At 72.6% G+C, this 19,458-nt stretch carries 15 protein-coding genes and 1 pseudogene; 12 read left to right on the top strand and 4 right to left on the bottom strand.

Annotated elements, in window-relative coordinates:
- The first annotated feature begins 74 nt into the window (after nt 1-74).
- Both ACH4U8_RS05245 and ACH4U8_RS05240 read left to right on the top strand, forming a co-directional pair.
- Nucleotides 75-3,605, top strand: coding sequence for a UvrD-helicase domain-containing protein (locus ACH4U8_RS05245; protein ID WP_395775855.1), 3,531 nt, complete (start codon nt 75-77; stop codon nt 3,603-3,605).
- A 190-nt stretch (nt 3,606-3,795) separates the two neighbouring features.
- The gene (locus ACH4U8_RS05240) at nt 3,796-4,884 is read left to right on the top strand and encodes a PP2C family protein-serine/threonine phosphatase (protein ID WP_395775854.1); all 1,089 of its coding nucleotides are present in this window, start codon (nt 3,796-3,798) and stop codon (nt 4,882-4,884) included.
- Nucleotides 4,885-4,896: 12 nt separating this feature from the next.
- Here ACH4U8_RS05240 and ACH4U8_RS05235 read toward each other — a convergent pair whose 3' ends face one another.
- On the bottom strand, nt 4,897-5,745 hold the full coding sequence (locus ACH4U8_RS05235; RefSeq protein WP_360308273.1) for an endonuclease/exonuclease/phosphatase family protein: 849 nt from the start codon (nt 5,743-5,745) through the stop codon (nt 4,897-4,899).
- A 100-nt stretch (nt 5,746-5,845) separates the two neighbouring features.
- Here ACH4U8_RS05235 and ACH4U8_RS05230 point away from each other — a divergent pair, with 100 nt between their 5' ends.
- Both ACH4U8_RS05230 and nudC read left to right on the top strand, forming a co-directional pair.
- On the top strand, nt 5,846-7,264 hold the full coding sequence (locus ACH4U8_RS05230; RefSeq protein WP_360308276.1) for a dipeptidase: 1,419 nt from the start codon (nt 5,846-5,848) through the stop codon (nt 7,262-7,264).
- The gene (nudC, locus tag ACH4U8_RS05225; protein WP_360308279.1) at nt 7,261-8,181 is read left to right on the top strand and encodes an NAD(+) diphosphatase; all 921 of its coding nucleotides are present in this window, start codon (nt 7,261-7,263) and stop codon (nt 8,179-8,181) included. Before ACH4U8_RS05230 ends, nudC begins: the two co-directional genes overlap by 4 nt.
- A 73-nt stretch (nt 8,182-8,254) precedes the next feature.
- Here the strand turns inward: nudC and ACH4U8_RS05220 are convergent, their stop codons facing one another.
- Nucleotides 8,255-8,524 carry a mycoredoxin gene (locus ACH4U8_RS05220; protein ID WP_360308282.1) on the bottom strand — a complete coding sequence of 90 codons (270 nt, stop codon included), beginning with the start codon at nt 8,522-8,524 and terminating at the stop codon, nt 8,255-8,257.
- 148 nt (nt 8,525-8,672) lie between these two features.
- Here ACH4U8_RS05220 and ACH4U8_RS05215 point away from each other — a divergent pair, with 148 nt between their 5' ends.
- From ACH4U8_RS05215 to ACH4U8_RS05200, 4 genes are all read left to right on the top strand, one after another.
- Complete coding sequence (locus ACH4U8_RS05215; protein ID WP_395775853.1) at nt 8,673-10,865, top strand: ATP-dependent DNA helicase UvrD2; 2,193 nt, start codon at nt 8,673-8,675, stop codon at nt 10,863-10,865.
- A 166-nt stretch (nt 10,866-11,031) separates the two neighbouring features.
- Nucleotides 11,032-11,463, top strand: a complete 432-nt coding sequence (locus ACH4U8_RS05210; protein WP_360308288.1) for a hypothetical protein — start codon at nt 11,032-11,034, stop codon at nt 11,461-11,463.
- 138 nt (nt 11,464-11,601) lie between these two features.
- Nucleotides 11,602-11,940 (top strand): WhiB family transcriptional regulator, encoded by a 339-nt coding sequence (locus tag ACH4U8_RS05205; RefSeq protein WP_026218651.1) that lies wholly within the window; start codon nt 11,602-11,604, stop codon nt 11,938-11,940.
- Nucleotides 11,941-11,999: 59 nt separating this feature from the next.
- Nucleotides 12,000-12,221, top strand: coding sequence for a hypothetical protein (locus ACH4U8_RS05200; RefSeq protein WP_355541032.1), 222 nt, complete (start codon nt 12,000-12,002; stop codon nt 12,219-12,221).
- A gap of 85 nt (nt 12,222-12,306) precedes the next feature.
- Here the strand turns inward: ACH4U8_RS05200 and ACH4U8_RS05195 are convergent, their stop codons facing one another.
- Together ACH4U8_RS05195 and ACH4U8_RS05190 are read right to left on the bottom strand one after the other, a co-directional pair.
- Complete coding sequence (locus tag ACH4U8_RS05195) at nt 12,307-13,725, bottom strand: AarF/ABC1/UbiB kinase family protein (RefSeq protein ID WP_360308291.1); 1,419 nt, start codon at nt 13,723-13,725, stop codon at nt 12,307-12,309.
- Complete coding sequence (locus ACH4U8_RS05190) at nt 13,722-14,828, bottom strand: ThiF family adenylyltransferase (protein WP_360308294.1); 1,107 nt, start codon at nt 14,826-14,828, stop codon at nt 13,722-13,724. Before ACH4U8_RS05190 ends, ACH4U8_RS05195 begins: the two co-directional genes overlap by 4 nt.
- Before the next feature lie 319 nt (nt 14,829-15,147).
- On the opposite strand from ACH4U8_RS05190, the pseudogene ACH4U8_RS05185 reads away from it, so the two are divergent.
- From ACH4U8_RS05185 to ACH4U8_RS05170, 4 genes and pseudogenes are all read left to right on the top strand, one after another.
- Nucleotides 15,148-15,660 (top strand): annotated as a pseudogene (locus tag ACH4U8_RS05185) (M48 family metallopeptidase); the annotation flags it as partial.
- Nucleotides 15,661-16,095: 435 nt separating this feature from the next.
- A complete protein-coding gene (locus ACH4U8_RS05180; RefSeq protein ID WP_360308297.1) occupies nt 16,096-17,931 on the top strand; it encodes a TerD family protein in 1,836 nt (611 codons plus the stop codon).
- A gap of 7 nt (nt 17,932-17,938) precedes the next feature.
- Nucleotides 17,939-18,625 (top strand): AIM24 family protein, encoded by a 687-nt coding sequence (locus ACH4U8_RS05175; protein WP_360308300.1) that lies wholly within the window; start codon nt 17,939-17,941, stop codon nt 18,623-18,625.
- 22 nt (nt 18,626-18,647) lie between these two features.
- Nucleotides 18,648-19,403: an AIM24 family protein gene (locus tag ACH4U8_RS05170; RefSeq protein ID WP_395775852.1), complete on the top strand. Its 756-nt coding sequence runs from the start codon at nt 18,648-18,650 to the stop codon at nt 19,401-19,403.
- The last annotated feature ends 55 nt before the right edge of the window (nt 19,404-19,458 follow it).

The raw sequence follows: 19,458 nt of genomic DNA, 5'->3' as shown, positions 1-19,458 counted from the left end.
CGCCGCACCACCTCGCGGCACACCGCCCCGCACCGCGACCGTCCCTGTCGCCGTGCGGGGCTAGTGTTCCTCCGGTGCACGCCGTACTGACCGACCCGGACGACCTGTGTCGCCTCCTCGGGATCCCCTTCACGCCCGAGCAGCTCGACGCCGTGCTCGCCCCACTGGGCCCCGGCGTGATCGTGGCCGGCGCCGGATCCGGCAAGACCACGGTGATGACCGCCCGCGTGGTGTGGCTGGTGGGAACCGGCGCGGTGCGCCCCGACCAGGTGCTCGGCCTCACCTTCACCAACAAGGCGGCCGGCGAGCTGGCCCAGCGGGTGCGCAAGGCGATCGGGCAACTGCGCGGCGGGGAGATCCCGGCCGACGAGGACGCGGGCGAGCCGACCGTGTCCACCTACCACGCGTTCGCGGGCCGGCTGCTCCAGGAGCACGGCCTGCGGATCGGGTTGGAGCCCTCGGCGCGGCTGCTCGCCGACGCGACCCGCTACCAGCTCGCGGCCCGGGCCGCCCGTACCGCACGCGGCCCCTTCCCGACGCTGACCGGCCGGCTGCCGGACGTGGTGTCCTCGGTCCTGCACCTGGGCGGCGAACTCGCCGAACACCTGGTCTCCCCCGAACGGCTCCAGGAATGGGATCGGGCCTTCGTCGCCGACGTCGAGGCCGCCGCCAAGCCCTCCGCCGCCGCCCGCAAGGCCGCCGACGCGGCCCGCAACCGGCTCGACCTGACCCGCCTGGTGGACGCGTACGGGCACGCCAAGAGCAGCCGCGACCTGCTCGACTTCGGCGACCAGATCGCCTACGCGGCCCGGATCGCGGGCGAGCGGCCCGAGGTCGGCGAGATCCTGCGGGACACCTACCGGGTCGTGCTCCTGGACGAGTACCAGGACACCTCGGTGGCCCAACGCGTGTTGTTGCAGGGGCTGTTCGGCAACGGCCACCCGGTCACCGCGGTCGGCGACCCGTGCCAGGCCATCTACGGCTGGCGCGGCGCCTCGGTCGCCAACATCCACGACTTCCCGGTGCATTTCCCCGGCCGCGACGGCGCCCCCGCGGCCCGCTACGCGCTGTCCGAGAACCGGCGCAGCGGCGGCCGGATCCTCACCTTCGCCAACGACCTCTCCGCCCCGCTGCGCACCCCCGAGAGCGGGGTGGAGGCGCTGCGCCCGGGACCCGGCGCGGAGCACGAGGGATGGGCGGTCGCCGCGCTGCTGCCCACCCACGCCGCGGAGATCGACTGGCTCGCGGACCGGATCAAGACCGCGATCGGCACCGTCCTGGACAAGGACGGCGACCCGATCACGCCCGGCGACGTCGCCGTGCTCGCGCGCACCGCCGCCGACTTCGCGGACATCCACGCGGCCCTGGTGCGGCGCGACGTCCCGGTCGAGGTGGTCGGCCTGTCCGGGCTGCTGCACCTGCCCGAGGTGGCCGACCTGGTGGCCGTGTGCGAGGTGCTCGACGACCCCACCGCCAACTCCGCGCTGGTGCGCCTGCTGGCCGGGCCGCGCTGGCGGATCGGCCCGCGCGACCTGGCCCTGCTGGGCCGTCGGGCCGCCGAACTGGTCCGGGTCGACCGGGCCGGCGCCGACGACGCCGACGCGCGGCTGGAGGAGGCGGTGGCCGGGATCGACCCCACCGAGGTGGTCTCGCTCTCCGACGCGCTCGCCGACCCGGGCGAGGAGTACGCGTTCTCGGCCGAGGCCCGCCGCCGGTTCGCCCGGGTGGCCACCGAGATCCGCGACCTGCGCCGGCACCTGGGCGAACCGCTGATGGACCTGCTGCACCGGGTGCTCGCGGGTACCGGCCTCGAAGTCGAGTTGTCCGCGTCGCCCGGTGCGCTGGCCGCCCGCCGCCGGGAGACGCTGCACGCCTTCCTGGACGTCGCGGCCGGTTTCGCCGACCTGGACGGCGACCCCTCGCTCACCGCGTTCCTCGCCTTCCTGCGCACCGCCGCCGAACACGACAAGGGCCTGGACGGCAGTCTGCCCACGGCCGGCGACTCGGTGAAGGTGCTCACGGCCCACAAGTCCAAGGGCCTGGAGTGGGAGGTGGTCGCGGTCCCCGGGCTGATCGAGGGGGTCTTCCCCAGCGTGCGCACGCAGAGCAAGTGGATCACCAACGGCAAGGCGCTGCCGCATCCGCTGCGCGGCGACGCGGCCGCGCTCGCGGTGTTGCCCGACCTGACGCCCAAGGGCTTCAAGGCGTTCGACGCCTCGATGCGCGAGCATCAGGCGACCGAGGAACTGCGTCTGGGCTACGTGACCTTCACCCGGCCCAAGCAGTTGCTGATCGCCTCCGGGCACTGGTGGGGGCCCACCCAGAGGAAGCCGCGTGGGCCGTCGATGTTCCTCACCCGACTGCGCGAGCACTGCCGGGCCGGCAACGGCGCCGTCGAGGTCTGGACCCCCGAGCCCGCCGAATCGCTCAACCCGTATCTCGCGGACACCGTCGAGCACGCCTGGCCGCTGCCGCTGGACGCGACCGCGCTGGTGGAGCGCCGCCGCGCGGCCGACGCGGTGCTCGCCGAACTGGCCCGGCGCGAGGCGGCCCGGCGGGTCGACCACGCGGTGCAACATCCGTCGGTCGAGCCCGAAGCCGAAGCCCTGCCCGGGGCCGACGCTCGGGTCGAGACCGAGCCCGAGGCCGAGCACGCGTCCGGGGCCGGTTTCGGGCCGGCCGACGACGAGCAGGTGCCGGTCGAGGTCTACGACGCCTACGTCCCGGCGGATCCGGAGGACGCGCCGCCGCCCGAGGACGACGCCGGGCCGCCCGACCTCGACCGGGGCGCGCGCGGGCACGAGGACCCGCTCGGGCACCGGGCCGAGGTTCGCGGCCCCTCCGACGAGGTACGCGCCGGCCACCCACCGGTCGAGGGCCCCGCGGCCGGCGCCGGCGACTTCGACCCCACGCCGGACGAACTGGCCCTGATCGAGTCGTGGGATCGCGACCTGGTCCGGCTGGCCGAGGAACTGCGCCGCGGCCGATCCGGGGTGCGCGAGGTGCCGCTGCCCGCGACGTTGTCCGCGTCCCAGATGTTGCGCCTGTCCAACGACCCGGACGGGCTCGCGCGCGAGCTGGCCCGGCCGATGCCGCGTCCGCCCGCCCCCGCGGCCCGACGCGGTACCCGCTTCCACGCGTGGGTCGAGTCGTTGTTCGGCGAGCGCCCGCTGCTCGAACCCGACGACCTGCCGGGCGCGGCCGACGAGGAGATCACCGACGAGGCGGACCTGCTCGCGCTCCAGGAGGCGTTCCTGCGCACCCCCTACGCGCAGCGCGCCCCGTACCGGGTGGAGGCACCCTTCCAGCTCTTTCTCGGCGGCCGGATCGTGCGCGGCCGGATCGACGCGGTCTACCGCGAGGGCGACGGCTTCGAGGTGGTCGACTGGAAGACGAACCGGGTCCAGAACGCGGACCCGCTCCAGCTCGCGGTCTACCGGCTGGCCTGGGCCGAGTACGCCGAGCTGCCGATCGAAGACGTCTCGGCCGCGTTCTTGTACGTGCGCACCGGGGAACTCGTTCGGCCCAGGGGCCTGCCCGGTCGGGACGAACTGGAACAGCTCTTTACGGAAGCCGACGAATCGGGCCGACACCCGGGCTCTTGATCCCCACGAAACCCGGTACGGGTGACGATGGGCCCGATGCGGCCGGTTTCCGACACTCGTATGGTTTATGAGGGTCGGCTAGGACGGCGAACTTCGAACGGGACGGGAAACGGCACCGGTGCGCGGAACAGCACAGACGAGGCGGGCATTGCGGTTCGTCGGCGTTGCGGGCGACCGTCCGTTGCTCCCGGTGATCGACCTGTTCCTGCGCCTGCTGCCGTTCCTGGTGATCCTCGCGGTCGTGGTGCTGGCCGCCGCGACGCCGGAGAACGTGCACGTGGGTCCGCTGCTCGCGGTCGCACCGGCGCTGTCCGGCCTCACCCAGACGGCCCCGCGCGGGCCACTGGTCACCGGGGCCGTCGCGGCCCTGGTGTCGGTGACGCTGACCGCGCTCAACCAGGGCCGAGGCGGCGGCGAGCCGTTCATCACGCTCATCTCGATCGCGCTGGTGACCACCACGGCGTGGGCCGGCGTGCATGTGCGAATGCGCCAGGAACGCACCATCGAGGAGGTGCGCAGCGTCGCCGAGGCGGCCCAGGAGGTACTGCTGCCCCAGGTGCCCAGGAGCATGGGCCCGCTCACCGTCGGCGTGCGCTACCGCGCGGCGGCGGCCGAGGCGCGGATCGGCGGGGACCTGTACGAGGTGGTGCACACCCCCTTCGGCGTGCGGGTCGCGATCGGGGACGTGCGCGGCAAGGGGCTCGGCGCGGTGCGCACCGCAGCCGCCGTGCTCAGCGCGTTTCGCGAGGCCGCGTACGAGGAGCCGGACCTGCCGGGGGTGGCCCGACGGTTGTCGGCGAGCCTGGAGCGGCGGCTCGGCGAGGACGACGAGGAGTTCGTCACGCTGATCCTGCTCGGCTTCCCCGGCGACAGCGCCTGCGTGGACATCCTCAACTGCGGCCATCCCGCGCCGCTGCTGCTGCGCGGGGCGCACGCCGAGCCGCTGGACCCGCCGGCCCCGACCCCGCCGCTGGGCATCCTGGACCTGCGCAGGCTCGACCTGCCGGTGCTGCGGGTGCCGTTGCTGAACGAGGACCGGCTGCTGCTCTACACGGACGGGATCATCGAGGCGCGCAACCCGGCCGGCGAGTTCTACCCGCTGCCGGATCGCGCGCCGGACGGCCTGCCCGGGGTCGAGGACACCCTGGACCGGCTGGAGGCCGACGTACAGCGGCACGTGGGCCATCCGCTCCAGGACGACGCGGCGATGGTGCTGCTGCGCTACCGGCCCGTGGCCGCCCGGCAGGACGGGCTGCGCGGGGCCCGGCTGACCGCCTGAGCCCGCGCTCGCTCAGCCGACCTTCAGCTCCACCACGAGCGCGCAGTGGTCCGAGACGCCCAGCCGGACCGCCTCGGTGCGCCGGACCGCCTCGGGACCGATGCCGTGCCCGAGCACGTGGTCGAACTGCACCCGAGGGCGATACGAGGGATACGTGGGCACCCGGGCCAGCGAGCGCCAGCGCACCGCACCCGCGCCGCGTCCGCGCCGGCCCACCACCGCCTGCGGGATGCGCCCGGGCAGGTTGAAGTCGCCGAGCAGCAGTTGCGGGCCGGGCAGGTCGGCGGTGGAGCGGCGGATCCGGGCGAGCTGCGAGATGTTCCAGCCGGGTACGAAGGACAGGTGTGCCGCGAGCACGGTGAACGGCCCGTGCGGGCCCTCCACGACCGCCGCGAGCACACCTCGGGGCTCGTCCGGGACGCGGGTCAGGCCGGGCCGGCCCTGCACCCGCAGCGGCAGGCTCAGCGGTGCGGCCGGGAAGCGCCGGACCCGCCAGCGCGAGACCGGCAACCGGGACAGCAGCGCGATGCCGTACCCCGGCCCGCCCTCGCCCCGCTCGCCCGCCGCGTAGACCCGCCGCTCGCCCGGCACCGGCTCGTCCTCGGTCCAGCCCGACACCGGCGCCGGCACGCCGTGCACCGAGGCCAGGAAGCGCCACTGCGCCATGCCCAGCGCCTCGGCCGCGATCGCCGCCTGGTCCGCGCCACCCGAGCGTTCCTGATGCCGGTCGACCTCCTGGAGGGCCACGATGTCGGCGTCGAGGTCGGCCAGCGCGGCGCGCAGCCGCTCCGGATCGGACTCGCCGTCGGCCAGATCCATGCCGTGCAGGAGATTGAAGGTCGCGATCCGCAGCGTCGTCATCGCCCGACGGTAACCCCGGCGGGCGGGCGAGGGCGGGCCGATCGCCCGCCCCACCGCCGCGCGCGCCGCGCAGCCGCGCGACGGGCATATGGTCGGATCCATGAGCATCCCCGACCACGACATCTCCGCCTACGTGCAGGCCCACGCCGCCGACTTCCTCGCCGACCTGCGCACCTGGTTGGCCATCCCCTCGATCTCCGGCGACCCGGCCGCGGCGGCCGACGTCGAGCGCAGCGCGTGGTGGCTGGGCGGCGCGCTGCGCGACGCGGGCTTCCCGACCGTCGAGGTGTGGGAGACGGCCGGCCTGCCGGCGGTGTTCGCCGAGTGGCCCTCCGCGGACCCGGACGCGCCCACCGTGCTGGTCTACGGACACCACGACGTGCAGCCTGCGGCGCTCGCCGACGGGTGGAGCACGCCGCCGTTCGAGCCGACCGACCGGGGCGACCGGCTGTACGCGCGCGGCGCGGCGGACGACAAGGGCCAGGTGCTCTTCCACCTGCTCGGCGTGCGCGCGCACCTGGCCGCGACCGGCCGAAAGACGCCCGCGGTCAACCTCAAGCTGATCGTCGAGGGCGAGGAGGAGTCCGGCTCGGAGCACCTGCCCGCGTTGCTGCGCGAGCGCCGGGATCGCCTGGCGTGCGATGTCGTGGTGGTCTCCGACACCGGCATGTGGGGCGCGGACACACCGAGCACCTGCACCGGCATGCGCGGCCTGGCCGAGGTGCAGATCGACTTCTTCGGTCCCACCGCCGACATCCACTCCGGGTCCTTCGGCGGCGCGGTGCCCAACCCGGCCACCGCGCTCGCCGGACTGATCGCCGCGCTGCACGACGAGGACGGTCGGGTCACGATCCCCGGCTTCTACGACGGGGTCGGCGAACTCACGGACCGCGAGCGGGAGTTGTTCGCCAAGCTGCCGTTCGACGAGGCCGCGTGGTTGGCGAACGCGAAGTCCGGGGCGGCGAGCGGCGAGAGCGGCTACACCACGCTGGAACGGGTCTGGGCGCGGCCCACCGCCGAGGTCAACGGCATCTGGGGCGGCTACACCGGTCCCGGCCGCAAGACGATCGTGCCCGCCTCCGCACACGCCAAGCTCTCCTTCCGGCTGGTGGACCGGCAGGACCCGGAGCGGATCGACCGGATCGTGCGCGCGTGGGTGGCCGACCGGGTGCCCGCCGGGATTCGCTGCGAACTCGACTTCGGCACCGGCGTACGGCCGTGCCTGACCCCGCTGGACCATCCCGCGCTGCGCTCGGTGGTCCGCGCGCTGGGCCGCGCGTTCGACTCGGAGATCCTGTACACCCGCGAGGGCGGCTCCGGGCCGGAGGCCGACCTCCAGGAGGTGCTGGGCGCGCCGGTGGTCTTCCTGGGCGTCTCGCTGCCCGACGACGGCTGGCATTCGGTCGATGAGAAGGTGGAGAAGCCGCTGCTCCTCAAGGGCGCGGAGGCCGCCGCACACCTTTGGGACGATCTCGCGGCGACCTGGCACGAAGCACGATCCGGGAGGGACGTCAGTTGATCCACCCCAAGCCTGTCGCCGGGCAGGCGTTGGCCCGAGGCACCCTCGACCGGGCGGCCGAACACCGCCTGGACCAGGCCTGGTTGGACCAGGCGTGGCGCACGCCCGAAACGCGCGTGCTGGTCCTGGCCCAGGGCCGCGCGCATTGGACGGGCGAGGCGGGCGCACCCCGCCTGGTCCTGGTCGAGCCGGCCCACGCGCCCGCGGGCGAGCGCTGTCTGCTCGGCGTCGACGCGGCCGGCGTGAGCTACTTCGCGGTCACGGTGGAGGAGTTGGCGGAGCCCGCGGGACAGGTGCGCGCGGGCACCCTGCGCGAACTCGGCACGCTCCTGGACGACCGGGACGCGGGCCTGCTCGTGCATGCCACCGGCCTGCACCACTGGCACCGCACCCACCGGTTCTGCGCGCGCTGCGGACAGCCCACCGAGATCGCCGCGGCCGGCCACGTACGCCGCTGCCCGGCCTGTGGGACCGAGCACTATCCGCGTACCGATCCGGCGGTGATCATGCTGGTGCTGGACCGGGACGACCGGTGCCTGCTCGGCCGGCAGGCGAGTTGGCCGGACCGGCGGTTCTCCACCTTCGCCGGCTTCGTCGAGCCCGGCGAGTCGCTGGAGCAGGCCGTCGCGCGCGAACTGCACGAGGAGGTCGGGGTCCTCACCACGTCCACCGAATACCTGGCCAGCCAGCCGTGGCCGTTCCCCTCCAGCCTGATGCTGGGCTTCATCGCCTACGCCGAGGACGACCGGGTGCGGGTGGACGGCGAGGAGATATCCGAGGCCCACTGGTATTCGCGGGCCCAACTGAAGGAGGCGATCGACACGGGCGCGGTGCTGCTGCCCGGGACGCTCTCGATCGCCCGCTACCTGATCGAGACGTGGTACGGCGAGAGCCTGGACGAGGGCAACCACTGGTAGCCCCGCCCGCACGTGCCGCGGCCCGCGACGGGAATCCGTCGCGGGCCGCGGCACTCGTCGGGATCGACCGCACTCAGGCGGCGACCTCCGCGACGGCGGCCTTGACCTGGGCGAGGCTGGGGTTGGTCGCGGTCCACAGCGGTTCCCCGCCGCCCGCCGGCAGGATCACCAGCGTCGGCACCGTCTGGTTGCCGCCGTTCACACTCATCACGAAGTCGGCGGCCGCGGGGTCGTGCTCGATGTTCACCTCGGTGTAGGCGATGCCCTCGCGCTCCATCTGGCTCTTGAGCCGGCGGCAGTAGCCGCACCACGTCGTGCTGTACATCGTCACGGGGGCCGACATCGTCATGCACTCCTTTGTTCGCCCGGTCCGGGAACGGCTGTTCACCTCGCCAACGTGCGCGCGATCGGTTTGATTCCGCGCCTGTGCACGATCCGGGCGCTGTGCACAACCGGCCTCGCGTCGTCGGGATGCCTGAGAGGATGGGTCGATGATCGCTTCCCCCGACGACGTCCTGGACGCGCTCGATCCCGAGCAGCGGCGGGTGGCCAAGGCCGTCGACGGCGCCGTGTGCGTACTGGCGGGCGCGGGCACCGGCAAGACCCGGGCGATCACCCATCGCATCGCCTACGGGGTGCTGACCGGCGCGATGCAGCCCGGGCAGACCCTGGCGGTCACCTTCACCGCGCGCGCCGCGGCGGAGATGCGCGGTCGGCTGCGCGACCTGGGTGTGCCCGGCGTGCAGGCGCGCACGTTCCACTCGGCGGCCCTGCGCCAGTTGTCCTACTTCTGGCCGAAAGTCTTCGGCGGCGCGCCGCCCCAGCTCGTGGAGACCAAGATCATGCTGGTCCGCGACGCGGTGCAACACTGCCGACTGCGGGCCGATCGGGCCGAGCTGCGCGACATCACCGGCGAGATCGAGTGGGCCAAGGCCACCCAGACCGCGCCGGACGACTATCCGCGCGCGGTGCTCGCCGCGAGTCGCAAGCCGCCGCGCGCGGCCGGCGAGATCGCCCACGTCTACGCGGCCTACGAGAAGATCAAGTCCGGCAAGGGCCGGATGGACTTCGAGGATGTGTTGCTGCTCACCATCGGCCTGCTGGACGAGCGCCCCGAGGTGCGCGAGGCGGTCCAGGCGCAGTACCGGCACTTCACCGTGGACGAGTACCAGGACGTCAACCCGCTCCAGCAGCGACTGCTGGACCTGTGGGCGAACCAGGCGCGCAGCCTGTGCGTGGTCGGCGACGCGAGTCAGACGATCTACTCGTTCACCGGCGCGACGCCCGGCTACCTGCTCGGCTTCCGCCGCCGGTATCCGGACGCCGAACTGGTCGAGCTGGTCCGCGACTACCGGTCCACCCCCCAGGTGGTGGGCCTGGCCAACCGGCTGCTCGCGCACGCCTCGGGCGAGGCGGCCAAGCACCGGCTGCAACTGATCTCGCAGCGCGGCGAGGGCCCGGCCCCGCGTTTCGTCGAGCACGCCGACGAACAGGCCGAGGCGGAGAGCACCGCGAAGCAGATCCACGCGCTGATCGAGGAGGGTGTGCGGCCGGCCGAGATCGCGGTGTTGTTCCGGACCAACTCGCAGTCCGAGGCGTACGAGCAGGCGCTCGCCGATCGATCCGTGGCGTATCTGCTCAAGGGCGCCGAGCGTTTCTTCGAGCGGGCCGAGGTCCGCCAGGCGATGGGCTTCCTGCGCGCACACGCGATCTCGGGCGGCGCCGAATCGGAGGCCGGCTCGCTCCCGGGCGAGGTGCGCGCGGTGCTGGGCAACACCGGATGGAGCGCGGAACCACCCGCCGGTTCCGGCCAGGCCCGGGAGAAGTGGGAGTCGGTGGCCGCGTTGTTGCGGCTCGCCGAGGAGTTCGCGGCCAAGCGGCCCGAGGCGACCCTGCGCGATTTCACCGTCGAACTGGCCGAGCGGGCCAACGCGCAACACGCGCCGACGGTGGAGGGGGTCACGCTCGCGTCGTTGCACGCGGCCAAGGGCCTGGAGTGGGACGCGGTGTTCCTGGTCGGCCTCAACGAGGGCATGATGCCGATCGCCTACGCGGACACCCCGGACAAGATCGAGGAGGAGCGGCGGCTGCTCTACGTCGGGGTGACCCGCGCCCGCGAGCGCCTGTCGCTGTCCTGGGCGCAGGCCCGCACCCCCGGCGGGCGGGCGCGCAAGGCTTCCCGCTTCCTGGACGGGCTGCGCGGGGTGGGCGGTTCGTCCGGCTCGGACTCCGGCCGGCCGGACACGTTCCGCGCCTCGAGTGCGGGCCGCGGTGCGGACGGTACGACTCGGCCCCGGCGCAAGGTGGGCCCGGTGCGCTGCCGGGTCTGCGCGCGGGCGCTCCAGGACGCCGCCGAGCGCAAGATCGGCCGCTGCCTGGACTGCCCCTCGGATGTCGACGAGTTCCTGTTCGAGCAGTTGCGGGAGTGGCGGCTGGGGCGGGCGCAGGAACAGAGCCAGCCCGCGTTCGTCGTCTTCACCGACGCGACGCTGACCGCGATCGCGGAGACCCGGCCGCTCAACGAGCGCCAACTGGCCGCCATTCCGGGGGTGAGCCGGACCAAGTTGGAGCGTTTCGGTGACGACGTGCTCGCGCTGTGTGCCGGCCACGACCTGGTGGGCGAGCCCGTACCGGACGACTTCGAGCACATCCCGGAGGACGAGGATGCTCCCGCCGGGGAGTGAATTCCGAGGGGTTTCCCTCGAGTGACGAGGGCCATGCAATAAATCGTTTGCGTCCTGCTCCGAACCGCATCTACGCTCACGAGCACGGTCGGAACGTTCGACCGTGCTCGTCCATGAAACTTGGAAGCACCCCTGCGGTGTTGCCCCGAAGCCCTCTCGAAAGGAGGTGAACGTCGTGATTACCAGGAACTTGAAAGCCCAGCGTCAGGCGTTCGCCGCCGCTTCGGTCGTGGTGTCGGTGGGCTCCGCCAAGCTGTCGCATGCCGATCTCTCCCTGTCCAAGTCCGGCCTGGTCGGACTCCCCGTGGATCTGTCCTATGCCGGGACCGATGCCCTGATCACCGCCGCCGCGCGACTGCGTGGCAACGGCAGTGGTGCGTCCGCAGCCGCGGGTGCCTCAGGTCCGGTCGGTCTGGCGGGCAGCGCCGAGGGTCCGTGGCAAGGCGAGCAGGCAGCAAAGACGCGTCGCAACGAGCGACCGTCGAGCGCGGCGGCTTGTGAGCAGGCGCAGGCGCAGGAATCGCAGCAGGCCAATGGAATGACCATGGCCGGTTTTGCCGGTAACAACGGGTATCCGTCCTGGAGGAACAGGACCTGACGAGACGTCAGGTCGGCACCCTCCAGGGCCGCGGAATCCCGAACACCGGGATCCGCGGCCCTTGTCTTTTGTCGGCTGTCAGCAGCACCGAGTAGCGACCACCGGGGACACGAGTCCCACGAATCACAGGAGCACCACGTGCCCCACGGCAAACCCCCCGCACCCGGCAGCACAGCCACAGCGACATCGGAGGTAGACCTGATGACCCTTACCGCTTTCGAGGACGTCGAGCAGCTCGAGTCCACGATCCCCTGCCGTTCCTACGACCCCGAGGTCTTCTTCGCCGAGTCCCCCGAGGACGTCGAGTACGCGAAGGCCCTCTGCCGGGAGTGCCCCGTGCGCGAGATGTGCCTGCAGGGCGCGCTCGAGCGCCGCGAGCCCTGGGGCGTCTGGGGTGGCGAGCTCTTCGTGCAGGGCGTCGTCGTCGCCCGCAAGCGTCCCCGTGGCCGTCCGCGCAAGACGGAGGTCGCCGCGTGACCCCGCCCGCAGGACCCCGACGCACGAGCACCCGACGCACCACGTACGCGCAGGAACCCATGAAGCACATCCACGACACGAACGCAGTTTTGCCCAATGACAGGAGCAGGGAGTTGCATCTCATCAACGAAGCCCTCGCGAGGGCTCAGATGGATCAACAGCTCCGTGAAGCGGAGCTCCAACGCAGGGCGTACCACGTCCGGATGGCGCGCAGGATGCGTCGTCGGGCGGAGGTCGCCTCCATGCGGGCACGCCGGGCCCTCGCCATCGCGGTGATGTAGCAGAGCCGGTGCGCGGCACGCCGAAGGGCGGGCATTCCCCGAGGGGAGTGCCCGCCCTTCGGCGGTTCGGGGATGCCGGCCGGGCCTAACGCCCGGCGGCACCCCCGGAGTTCTCGACGCCGTCGATGCCCTCGATCTCCTCGGCCTCGTCGCCGTCCTCGATGGAGAAGTCGAACTCCTCGGCCTCGAAGTCCTCTTCGGCGAAGCCGGGCAACCAGGTGGCCAACTCCTCGCGGAAGGGCGCGGTCGCGCCGAGCTGACACAGCACACCGATCGTGCTCAGCGTGACCCGGTGGATGAGCAGATAGCTCGGCGGCAGATTCAGCTGCCTGGCCAGCGCGGACGCGGGATTGCGCGGGTCGCCGATCCGCGCGCCCTGCTCGCGCATCCAGGCCCGGGTGAAGGTGAACTCCTCGGCCTCGGCCGGCTCCAGGAACGGCAGCAGGTAGTCCAGGACTTCGGCCGCGTCCAGCCGGATCGACGGCTTGACGAAGCCCTCGGTGCGGAGCACCTGCATCACGCTCTCCGCGTCACCGTCGAGCGCGAGCCGAAACGCCCGGCCGATCGGTTCGGGCAGCCCCTCGGGCAGCCGGTTGACCGTGCCGAAGTCCAGCACCCCCAACCGTCCGTCGGCGAGCAGGCGGAAGTTGCCCGGGTGCGAGTCCGCGTGCAACATGCCGGTGCGCGCGGGGCCGGAGAACAGGAAGCGACTGAGCATGTGCCCGGCCCGGTCGCGCTCTTCCCGGCTGCCCTTGTCGATCACCTGGGACAGCGGCTTGCCGTCCATCCACTCGGTGATCAGCACCCGCTCGGTCTGGTGCACCACGTGCGGCACGAAGATGTCCGGGTCGCCGTCGAACTCCACCGCGTGCGCGGTCTGCGCCTCCGCTTCGAGCTGGTAGTCCAGCTCCTCGGCGACCCGGGCCTTGAGCTCGGCGATCAGCGGCTTGACGTCGATGCCCGGGATCAGCGCGCCGGCGAAGCGCGCGACGTGGCCGAGCTGGTTGAGGTCGGAGATCAACGCGTCGCCGGCCCCGGGATACTGGATCTTGACCGCGACGACGCGCCCGTCGTGCCAGACCGCCCGGTGCACCTGGCCGATCGAGGCGGCAGCGGCGGGGGCCTCGGAGAACTCCTCGAACAGCGTGCGCCAGTCGTCGCCGAGATTCTCGGCGAGCGCCTTGTGCACGGTACGCGCCGGCATCGGCGGCGCCGCGTCCTGGAGCTTGGTCAGCGCCGAGCGGTAGGGCCCGGCCACCTCCTCGGGCAGCGCGGCCTCGAATACCGACAGGGCCTGCCCGAGTTTCATCGCGCCGCCCTTCAACTCGCCGAGCACCTTGAACAGTTGTTGCGCGGTGCGCTGCTGGAGTTCGGCGGCGACGATCTCGGCCGGTCTGCCACCGATGCGCCTGCCCAGGCCCAGTGTCGCCCGGCCGGCCACCCCCAAGGGGAGGGACGCGAGCTTGGCGGTGCGGGTCACGGCCCTGCGCGGAAGATCGCTCACGCGACCCATTGTGTCCGACCCGAGGCCGCAGCATGTGTGATGGGCCCCACCTCTTGCGCCGGGTGGGTGGCCCGGCAGTCGCAGCGGGCGTGCGGGGACCAGCTTCGGCGCCGGGTCAGGCCGTCCGGCAGCTCGATCTCCACCGTGCCGTCGACGGTGGTGGGCAGCGCGCCGTCGAGGAAGGTGAGCACCTGCAGGGCCGCCCGGGCCGCGACCTCGGTGGCGAGCACCACGTCACACGGGGCGTCGCCGGGCGCGGGTGCCGCCGCGAGTTGGGCGAGCAGGCGCGGCCAACCGGGATCGCGGTCGCTGCGGGCCAGATCCAGGCAGCGCCCGCAGGCCGACCGTCCCACCAGCACGAACGGTCCGATCACCCCGGTGGTCTCGCGGATGTCCGCGTACAGATGCGGGACCCGCTGCCGGACCAGCCGGGCACCCGGCGCCGGATCCGGGCGGCCCTCCGGCACGAGCACCGCGACGTCGGGGGTGCCGCGTCCGGCGGGCAGCGCACACCGCACGCCCGGAGCCAGGCGGCGCAGCGCCGCCCGGACCGTGGTCTCCCGACGCGGGCGCTCCTCGTCCCAGCCGAACGCCACCGGCCCCGCGTCGCCCGGGCGCACCGGCCGGCGGTCCGCGGGCACCACGTGGCCCACCCCGGCGGCGGCGAGCAGCCCGGCCACCGCCGCGCCCACCCGACCGGCGCCGTGCACCGCGACCACCGCCCCCGCCCGTCGATCCAGGGCGGCCAGCCCCGCGTCGCCGCTGCCGTGCAGCAGGGTGAGCGAGGTCAGGTCGGGACCCAGCCGGGCCCGCTCGCGAGGCAACACGGGCACCGGGGTGGGCCGCCCGGAGGCGTCCTCCAGAACCCCCTCGCGAGCCAGCAGGTCGAGCACCGCCTCGGCGCGCCCGCGGCCCAGCCCCACCCGTTCCGCCAGCTCCCAGGTCCGGTCCAGGTCGCGGGTGCCGTCCAACTGCTCGACGAACCGTGTGGTGGTCGGGTCCAGCCCGCCTAGCAGCACCGCCCGGCGCGGATCCAGGCCCAGTTGCAGCGTCTGTCGATCGCGCCACAACCGACGCAGGGCGGGCTTGAGGAGCGGGCGCATGGGAGACCTCCGAGGAGCGGTGCACGGGGAACCGGGACGGCGGCCGAGATCGGCGGGACGGCTCGGCCGACCCCAGCGTGCCCGGCTGCGGCTCCTCGGGTATTTCGTCGTCCACAGGCGGCGTATGAATATGCTATTTGGAAATATTGGGCAGCGAGGAATGGAATGGGAACTATCGAACGAATAGTGCTTATGCCCGCGCCGCGATGCGAGATCGGGCGGTATCGAATATCCCCGGCCGGCCCGAAGTGGGGGCGCCCTGTCGGTGCGGTCGGTTAACGTCCTGGTTGTGGTCGCGGATCCCGGGGCCGGACACGACATGCTGTCCGGAGCCCCCTACCAGGGTGCCGTCGAGGTGCGTCGCAGCGCCCGACGGAAACGAACCGTGTCGGCATACCGGGACGGGGATCGCACCGTGGTCCTGCTCCCCGGCCGGATGACGCAGACCGAGGAGAAACGCTGGGTCGGCGTGATGCTGGAGCGTCTGGCCGCGCAGGAGCGGCGCCGACGCCCCAGCGACGAGGACCTCGCGGTGCGGGCCCGGGAGTTGTCCGCCCGCTATCTGGACGGGCGGGCGGAGCCGGCGAGCGTGCGCTGGGTGGGCAACCAGAACACCCGCTGGGGTTCGTGCACGCCGATCGACGGCACGATTCGGCTCTCCACCCGACTGCGTGGCATGCCGACTCATGTCGTCGACTATGTATTGCTGCACGAACTCGCGCATTTGCTGGTGCCCGGTCACGGGCCACGCTTTTGGACCCTGCTCGCCGCATATCCGCGCACCGAACGCGCGCGTGGATATCTGGAGGGTGTCGCGGCCGCGAGCGGACTGGCGATGAGCGACGACAAGGACGATGTGGAAACCCCGGCCGGCGCGCCGGAGGCGGCGCAGCCGGAACCGGCGCCGACCGGCCGCGGCCGAGGCGCCGCGCCGAGCCCGCGCGCAGCCCGCAAGGGCACCGCGGCTGCGGACGGTACACGCGCCGGGACAACCCGCGATCGCGCCGGCCGCAAGCCTCGCGACTGACCCGGATCCGGTCCGCACGAGTCGTCGCGGTGCCGGATTCGGACGTATAGCGTGAGGCGCGTACGCCACCGGGAACCGGTCGTGGGGAATCGCTCGTCGGCGCTACGAGAGTGCCGTCGAGCGTTGTGCCGTACCCGGACCGGGGCGGATCCGATGTTGTAGCGTGCCGAGCGCGGCGGGGACCCAGGTGGTGGGCGCCCGCACCGCCGGTGGCGGAAAAGCGGGGAAGGGAGCCACACAGTGGTCGAGTTCAGGAAGGGACAGAAGTCGAAGCTGTCCGACCTGACCGCGGGGACCGATCTGTATGTCGGGGTGCAGTTGGACAGCCCCGGGCTGACGTTCGACATCGCGTGCTTCGGGTTGGACGCGGGCGAACGGCTGTCCGACGATCGGTACTTCATCTTCTTCAACCAGCCCAAGTCGCCCGAGGAGTCGATCCAACTCCTCGGCGCGCAGGCCGGCGACACCGAGTCCTTCCGGGTCACACTCGACCGGGTCCCGCCGAACGTCAACAAGCTCGCGTTCACCGCGACCATCGACGGCGACGGCGTGATGTCCCAGGTCGCGTCCGGCTACCTGCGAATCGTCGCGGGCGGCCAGGAGGTCGCGCGCTACTCCTTCACCGGGCGCGAGTTCAGCACCGAGCGTGCCGTGATGATCGCGGACGTGTACAAGAAGGACGTCTGGCGCTTCTCCGCCGTCGGCCAGGGCTTCGACGGCGGGCTGCGCGCGCTCCTGGAGAACTTCGGTGGCGAGGTCGCCGAGGACGAGCCGGACGAGGCGCCCAAGCCGGACCCGGTGCCCTCCGGCGCCGCCCCCGGATTCGCCCCGCCCGGCGGCGGGATGCCGCACCAGCAGCCCGCGCCCTCGTTCGGCCCGCCCGGCGGCGGTCCGCCGCCGCCCGCGCCCGCGCCGAACTTCGGTCCGCCGCCCGGCGCACCGCAACCGGTCGGCTCGATGCACGGCGGCCCGCCCATCCCGCCGCAGTACCAGGAGCCCGGCGCCCCGCCGCACGGTGCCCCCGGCGGCTACCCGCCGCCCCCCGGCCCGCCGCAGTACAACCAGCACCCCGGCACCCCGCCGCACGGCGCGCCCGGTGGCTACCCGCCGCCGCCCGGCCCGCCCGGCCCCGGCGGTTACCCGAACCAGACGCCGCACCAGGGCCACATGGCACCGCCCGCACCGCCCGGCATGGGTCAGCCCGGTGGCTACCCGCCGCCGGCCGGCCCCGGGGGCTACCCGCCGCCCGGCCCGCCCGGACCCGGCGGCTACCCGGGAGCGGGTCAGCCCGGCCAGATGCAGCCCACGCTCCAGATGCCGGTGCCCGGTGGCCCGCCCGGACCGCCGCCCGGCATGCAGGGTCCGCCGATGCAGGGCCCGCCGCCCGGCATGCAGGGAGTGGGCATCGCCTCGCCCGAGCCGGCCTTCCAGTACGGCATCGACCAGTACCGCGAGGTGCCCGCCGGCGGCCGCTGGGCCCAGCAGAACGCCAAGATGGTTCGGGTCGACGTCTCCGGCGGCAAGGTGATCGCCCGCCAGGGCGTGATGGTGGCCTACCAGGGCGACGTGAAGTTCAAGTTCCAGGGGCAGAGCCTGCGCAGCCGGTACGACAACCGGCAGACCGGCCAGTCGCTCGAACTGATGCGCTGCGAGGGCAACGGCGAGGTGTTCTTCGCCGAGGACGCGGCCCACCTGCACCTGGTCGAACTCCAGGGCAACAAGCTGTTCGTCAACGTGGCCAACGTGCTCGCCTTCGACGAGGGCCTGACCATCGAACCGGCCCGGGTCGAGGGTGTTGGCATCCCCGGCGGCGCGCTGTTCGCGCAGACCTTCAGCGGTCAGGGCACGGTGGTGGTCAAGACCCAGGGCATCCCCCTGGTGCTCCCGGTCCAGGGCCCGACCTTCGCGGACAGCAACGCGATCGTGGCGTGGACCGACATGGACGTCTCCACCACCACCCAGATGCGGCTGCGCCGGACCGCCTTCCCCGGGCACAGCGGCGAGACGGTCAACCTGCAGTTCCGCTGCCCGCCCGGCGGCAACAACTTCATCGTCGTCCAGCCCTACGAGGTGTGAGGGGAACATGGATCAGCAACTGATCGCCGCGTACGGGCAGACCGCCCCTCAGGCCCGGATGAGCGCGCACGGCAACAAGATCTGTCGGGTCAACATCCAGCCCGGCTCGCCCGGCGTGTTGGCCAAGCAGGGCGCGATGATCGCCTACGAGGGCTACATCCGGTTCGCCGGTTACGGCCAGGGCGCGCAGCGCCGAGTGACCAGCGGCATCACCGGCGAGCGCATGCAACTGATGAGCTGCACCGGCCAGGGTGACATCTACTTCGCCGACTACGGCGCGGACGTGGCCATCATGCAGCTCAACCAGGGCGAGGGGCTGTCGGTCAACGCGAGCAACATCCTCGCGTTCGACGAAAACCTGGAACACCGGATCAAGATGGTGAGCGGGGTCACCGCGAAGTTCAGCGGCAACGGCCTGTTCAACATGGAGCTCTCCGGTCAGGGCTGGGTCGCGATCACCACGCGCGGCACGCCGGTCGTGCTCAATCCGGCCGAACGCGAGACCTACGTCGACCCGGACGCGCTGGTCGCCTGGAGCACCAGCCTCAAGGTCGGCACCAAGCGCTCGATGCGGCTCGGCGGCATCGTCGGGCGCGGTTCCGGCGAGGCGATGCAGGTGTCCTTCAAGGGCAACGGCTTCGTCGTCGTGCAACCGGCCGAGGACGCCACCGACCGTTTCCACGTGCGCGGCTGACCGCGAGCGAAGGAGGAATACCGTGCAAAGCTCGCTTTTCGGTCACGCACCCGCGCAGACGCCCGAGCGGTTCAGTCTGCAGAACGCGCACATGCTCAAGGTCCAGCTCGGCAACGGACTGCCGGACCACTGTCTGGCCCGGGTCGGCTCGATGGTCGCCTACCAAGGCGCGATCGACTTCGACGGGAACATGCGCTCCGGCGCCGAGCAGCGGGCCGCCGCGGCGACCGGCGAACAGCTCAACCTGATGCGTGCCCACGGCACGGGCACCATGTGGCTGGCCAACATGGCCCAGTCGATCCACGTGCTCGACCTCGACTTCGAGGGCCTGACCGTGGACGGCGAGTACGTGCTGGCCCTGGACAGCACCCTGAGCTGGAACGTGGTCGCGATCGAGAGCGCGCAGTCGGTCGCCGGCGCCGGTTCCTACAACCTGGACATCAGCGGCAACGGCAAGATCGCGCTGATGACCTCCGGAAAGCCGCTGATCATGCGGGCCACCCAGGGCACCGAGGTGTTCGCGGACGCCGACGCGGTGATCGCCTGGAGCACCGGGCTGTCGATCAACATGCAGGCGCAGACCAACTCGGCGCGGATCTACCGCCGCCGTCGGGGCACCGGCGAGGGCTGGAACATGTGCTTCACGGGCGAGGGCTACGTCGTGGTCCAGCCCAGCGAGATGTTGCCGCCCGTCGAGTTCATCTCGGCCGGCGGATACCTGGCCAACCGGGGCCTGGGACAGGACGGCGGCGTCCGGGGCAACACCTGGGGCCAGTAGCCGGCAACCGTCCACGCCGAGGGGCGCCCCACCGGGATCGGTGGCGGCGCCCCTC

The organism is Embleya sp. NPDC020886 (assembly GCF_044333915.1).
In the GTDB taxonomy this organism is placed as follows: domain Bacteria; phylum Actinomycetota; class Actinomycetes; order Streptomycetales; family Streptomycetaceae; genus Embleya.
This window is presented reverse-complemented; position numbering and strand designations above follow the sequence as displayed.

Excerpts from the sequence above, each read along its gene's own strand:
- ACH4U8_RS05215 (WP_395775853.1), top strand. The coding sequence starts at position 8,673 with ATGATCGCTTCCCCCGACGACGTCCTGGACGCGCTCGATCCCGAGCAG.
- ACH4U8_RS05175 (WP_360308300.1), top strand. The coding sequence starts at position 17,939 with ATGGATCAGCAACTGATCGCCGCGTACGGGCAGACCGCCCCTCAGGCC.
- ACH4U8_RS05235 (WP_360308273.1), bottom strand. The coding sequence starts at position 5,745 with ATGACGACGCTGCGGATCGCGACCTTCAATCTCCTGCACGGCATGGAT.
- ACH4U8_RS05230 (WP_360308276.1), top strand. The coding sequence starts at position 5,846 with ATGAGCATCCCCGACCACGACATCTCCGCCTACGTGCAGGCCCACGCC.
- ACH4U8_RS05200 (WP_355541032.1), top strand. The coding sequence starts at position 12,000 with ATGAAGCACATCCACGACACGAACGCAGTTTTGCCCAATGACAGGAGC.
- ACH4U8_RS05190 (WP_360308294.1), bottom strand. The coding sequence starts at position 14,828 with ATGCGCCCGCTCCTCAAGCCCGCCCTGCGTCGGTTGTGGCGCGATCGA.
- ACH4U8_RS05220 (WP_360308282.1), bottom strand. The coding sequence starts at position 8,524 with ATGTCGGCCCCCGTGACGATGTACAGCACGACGTGGTGCGGCTACTGC.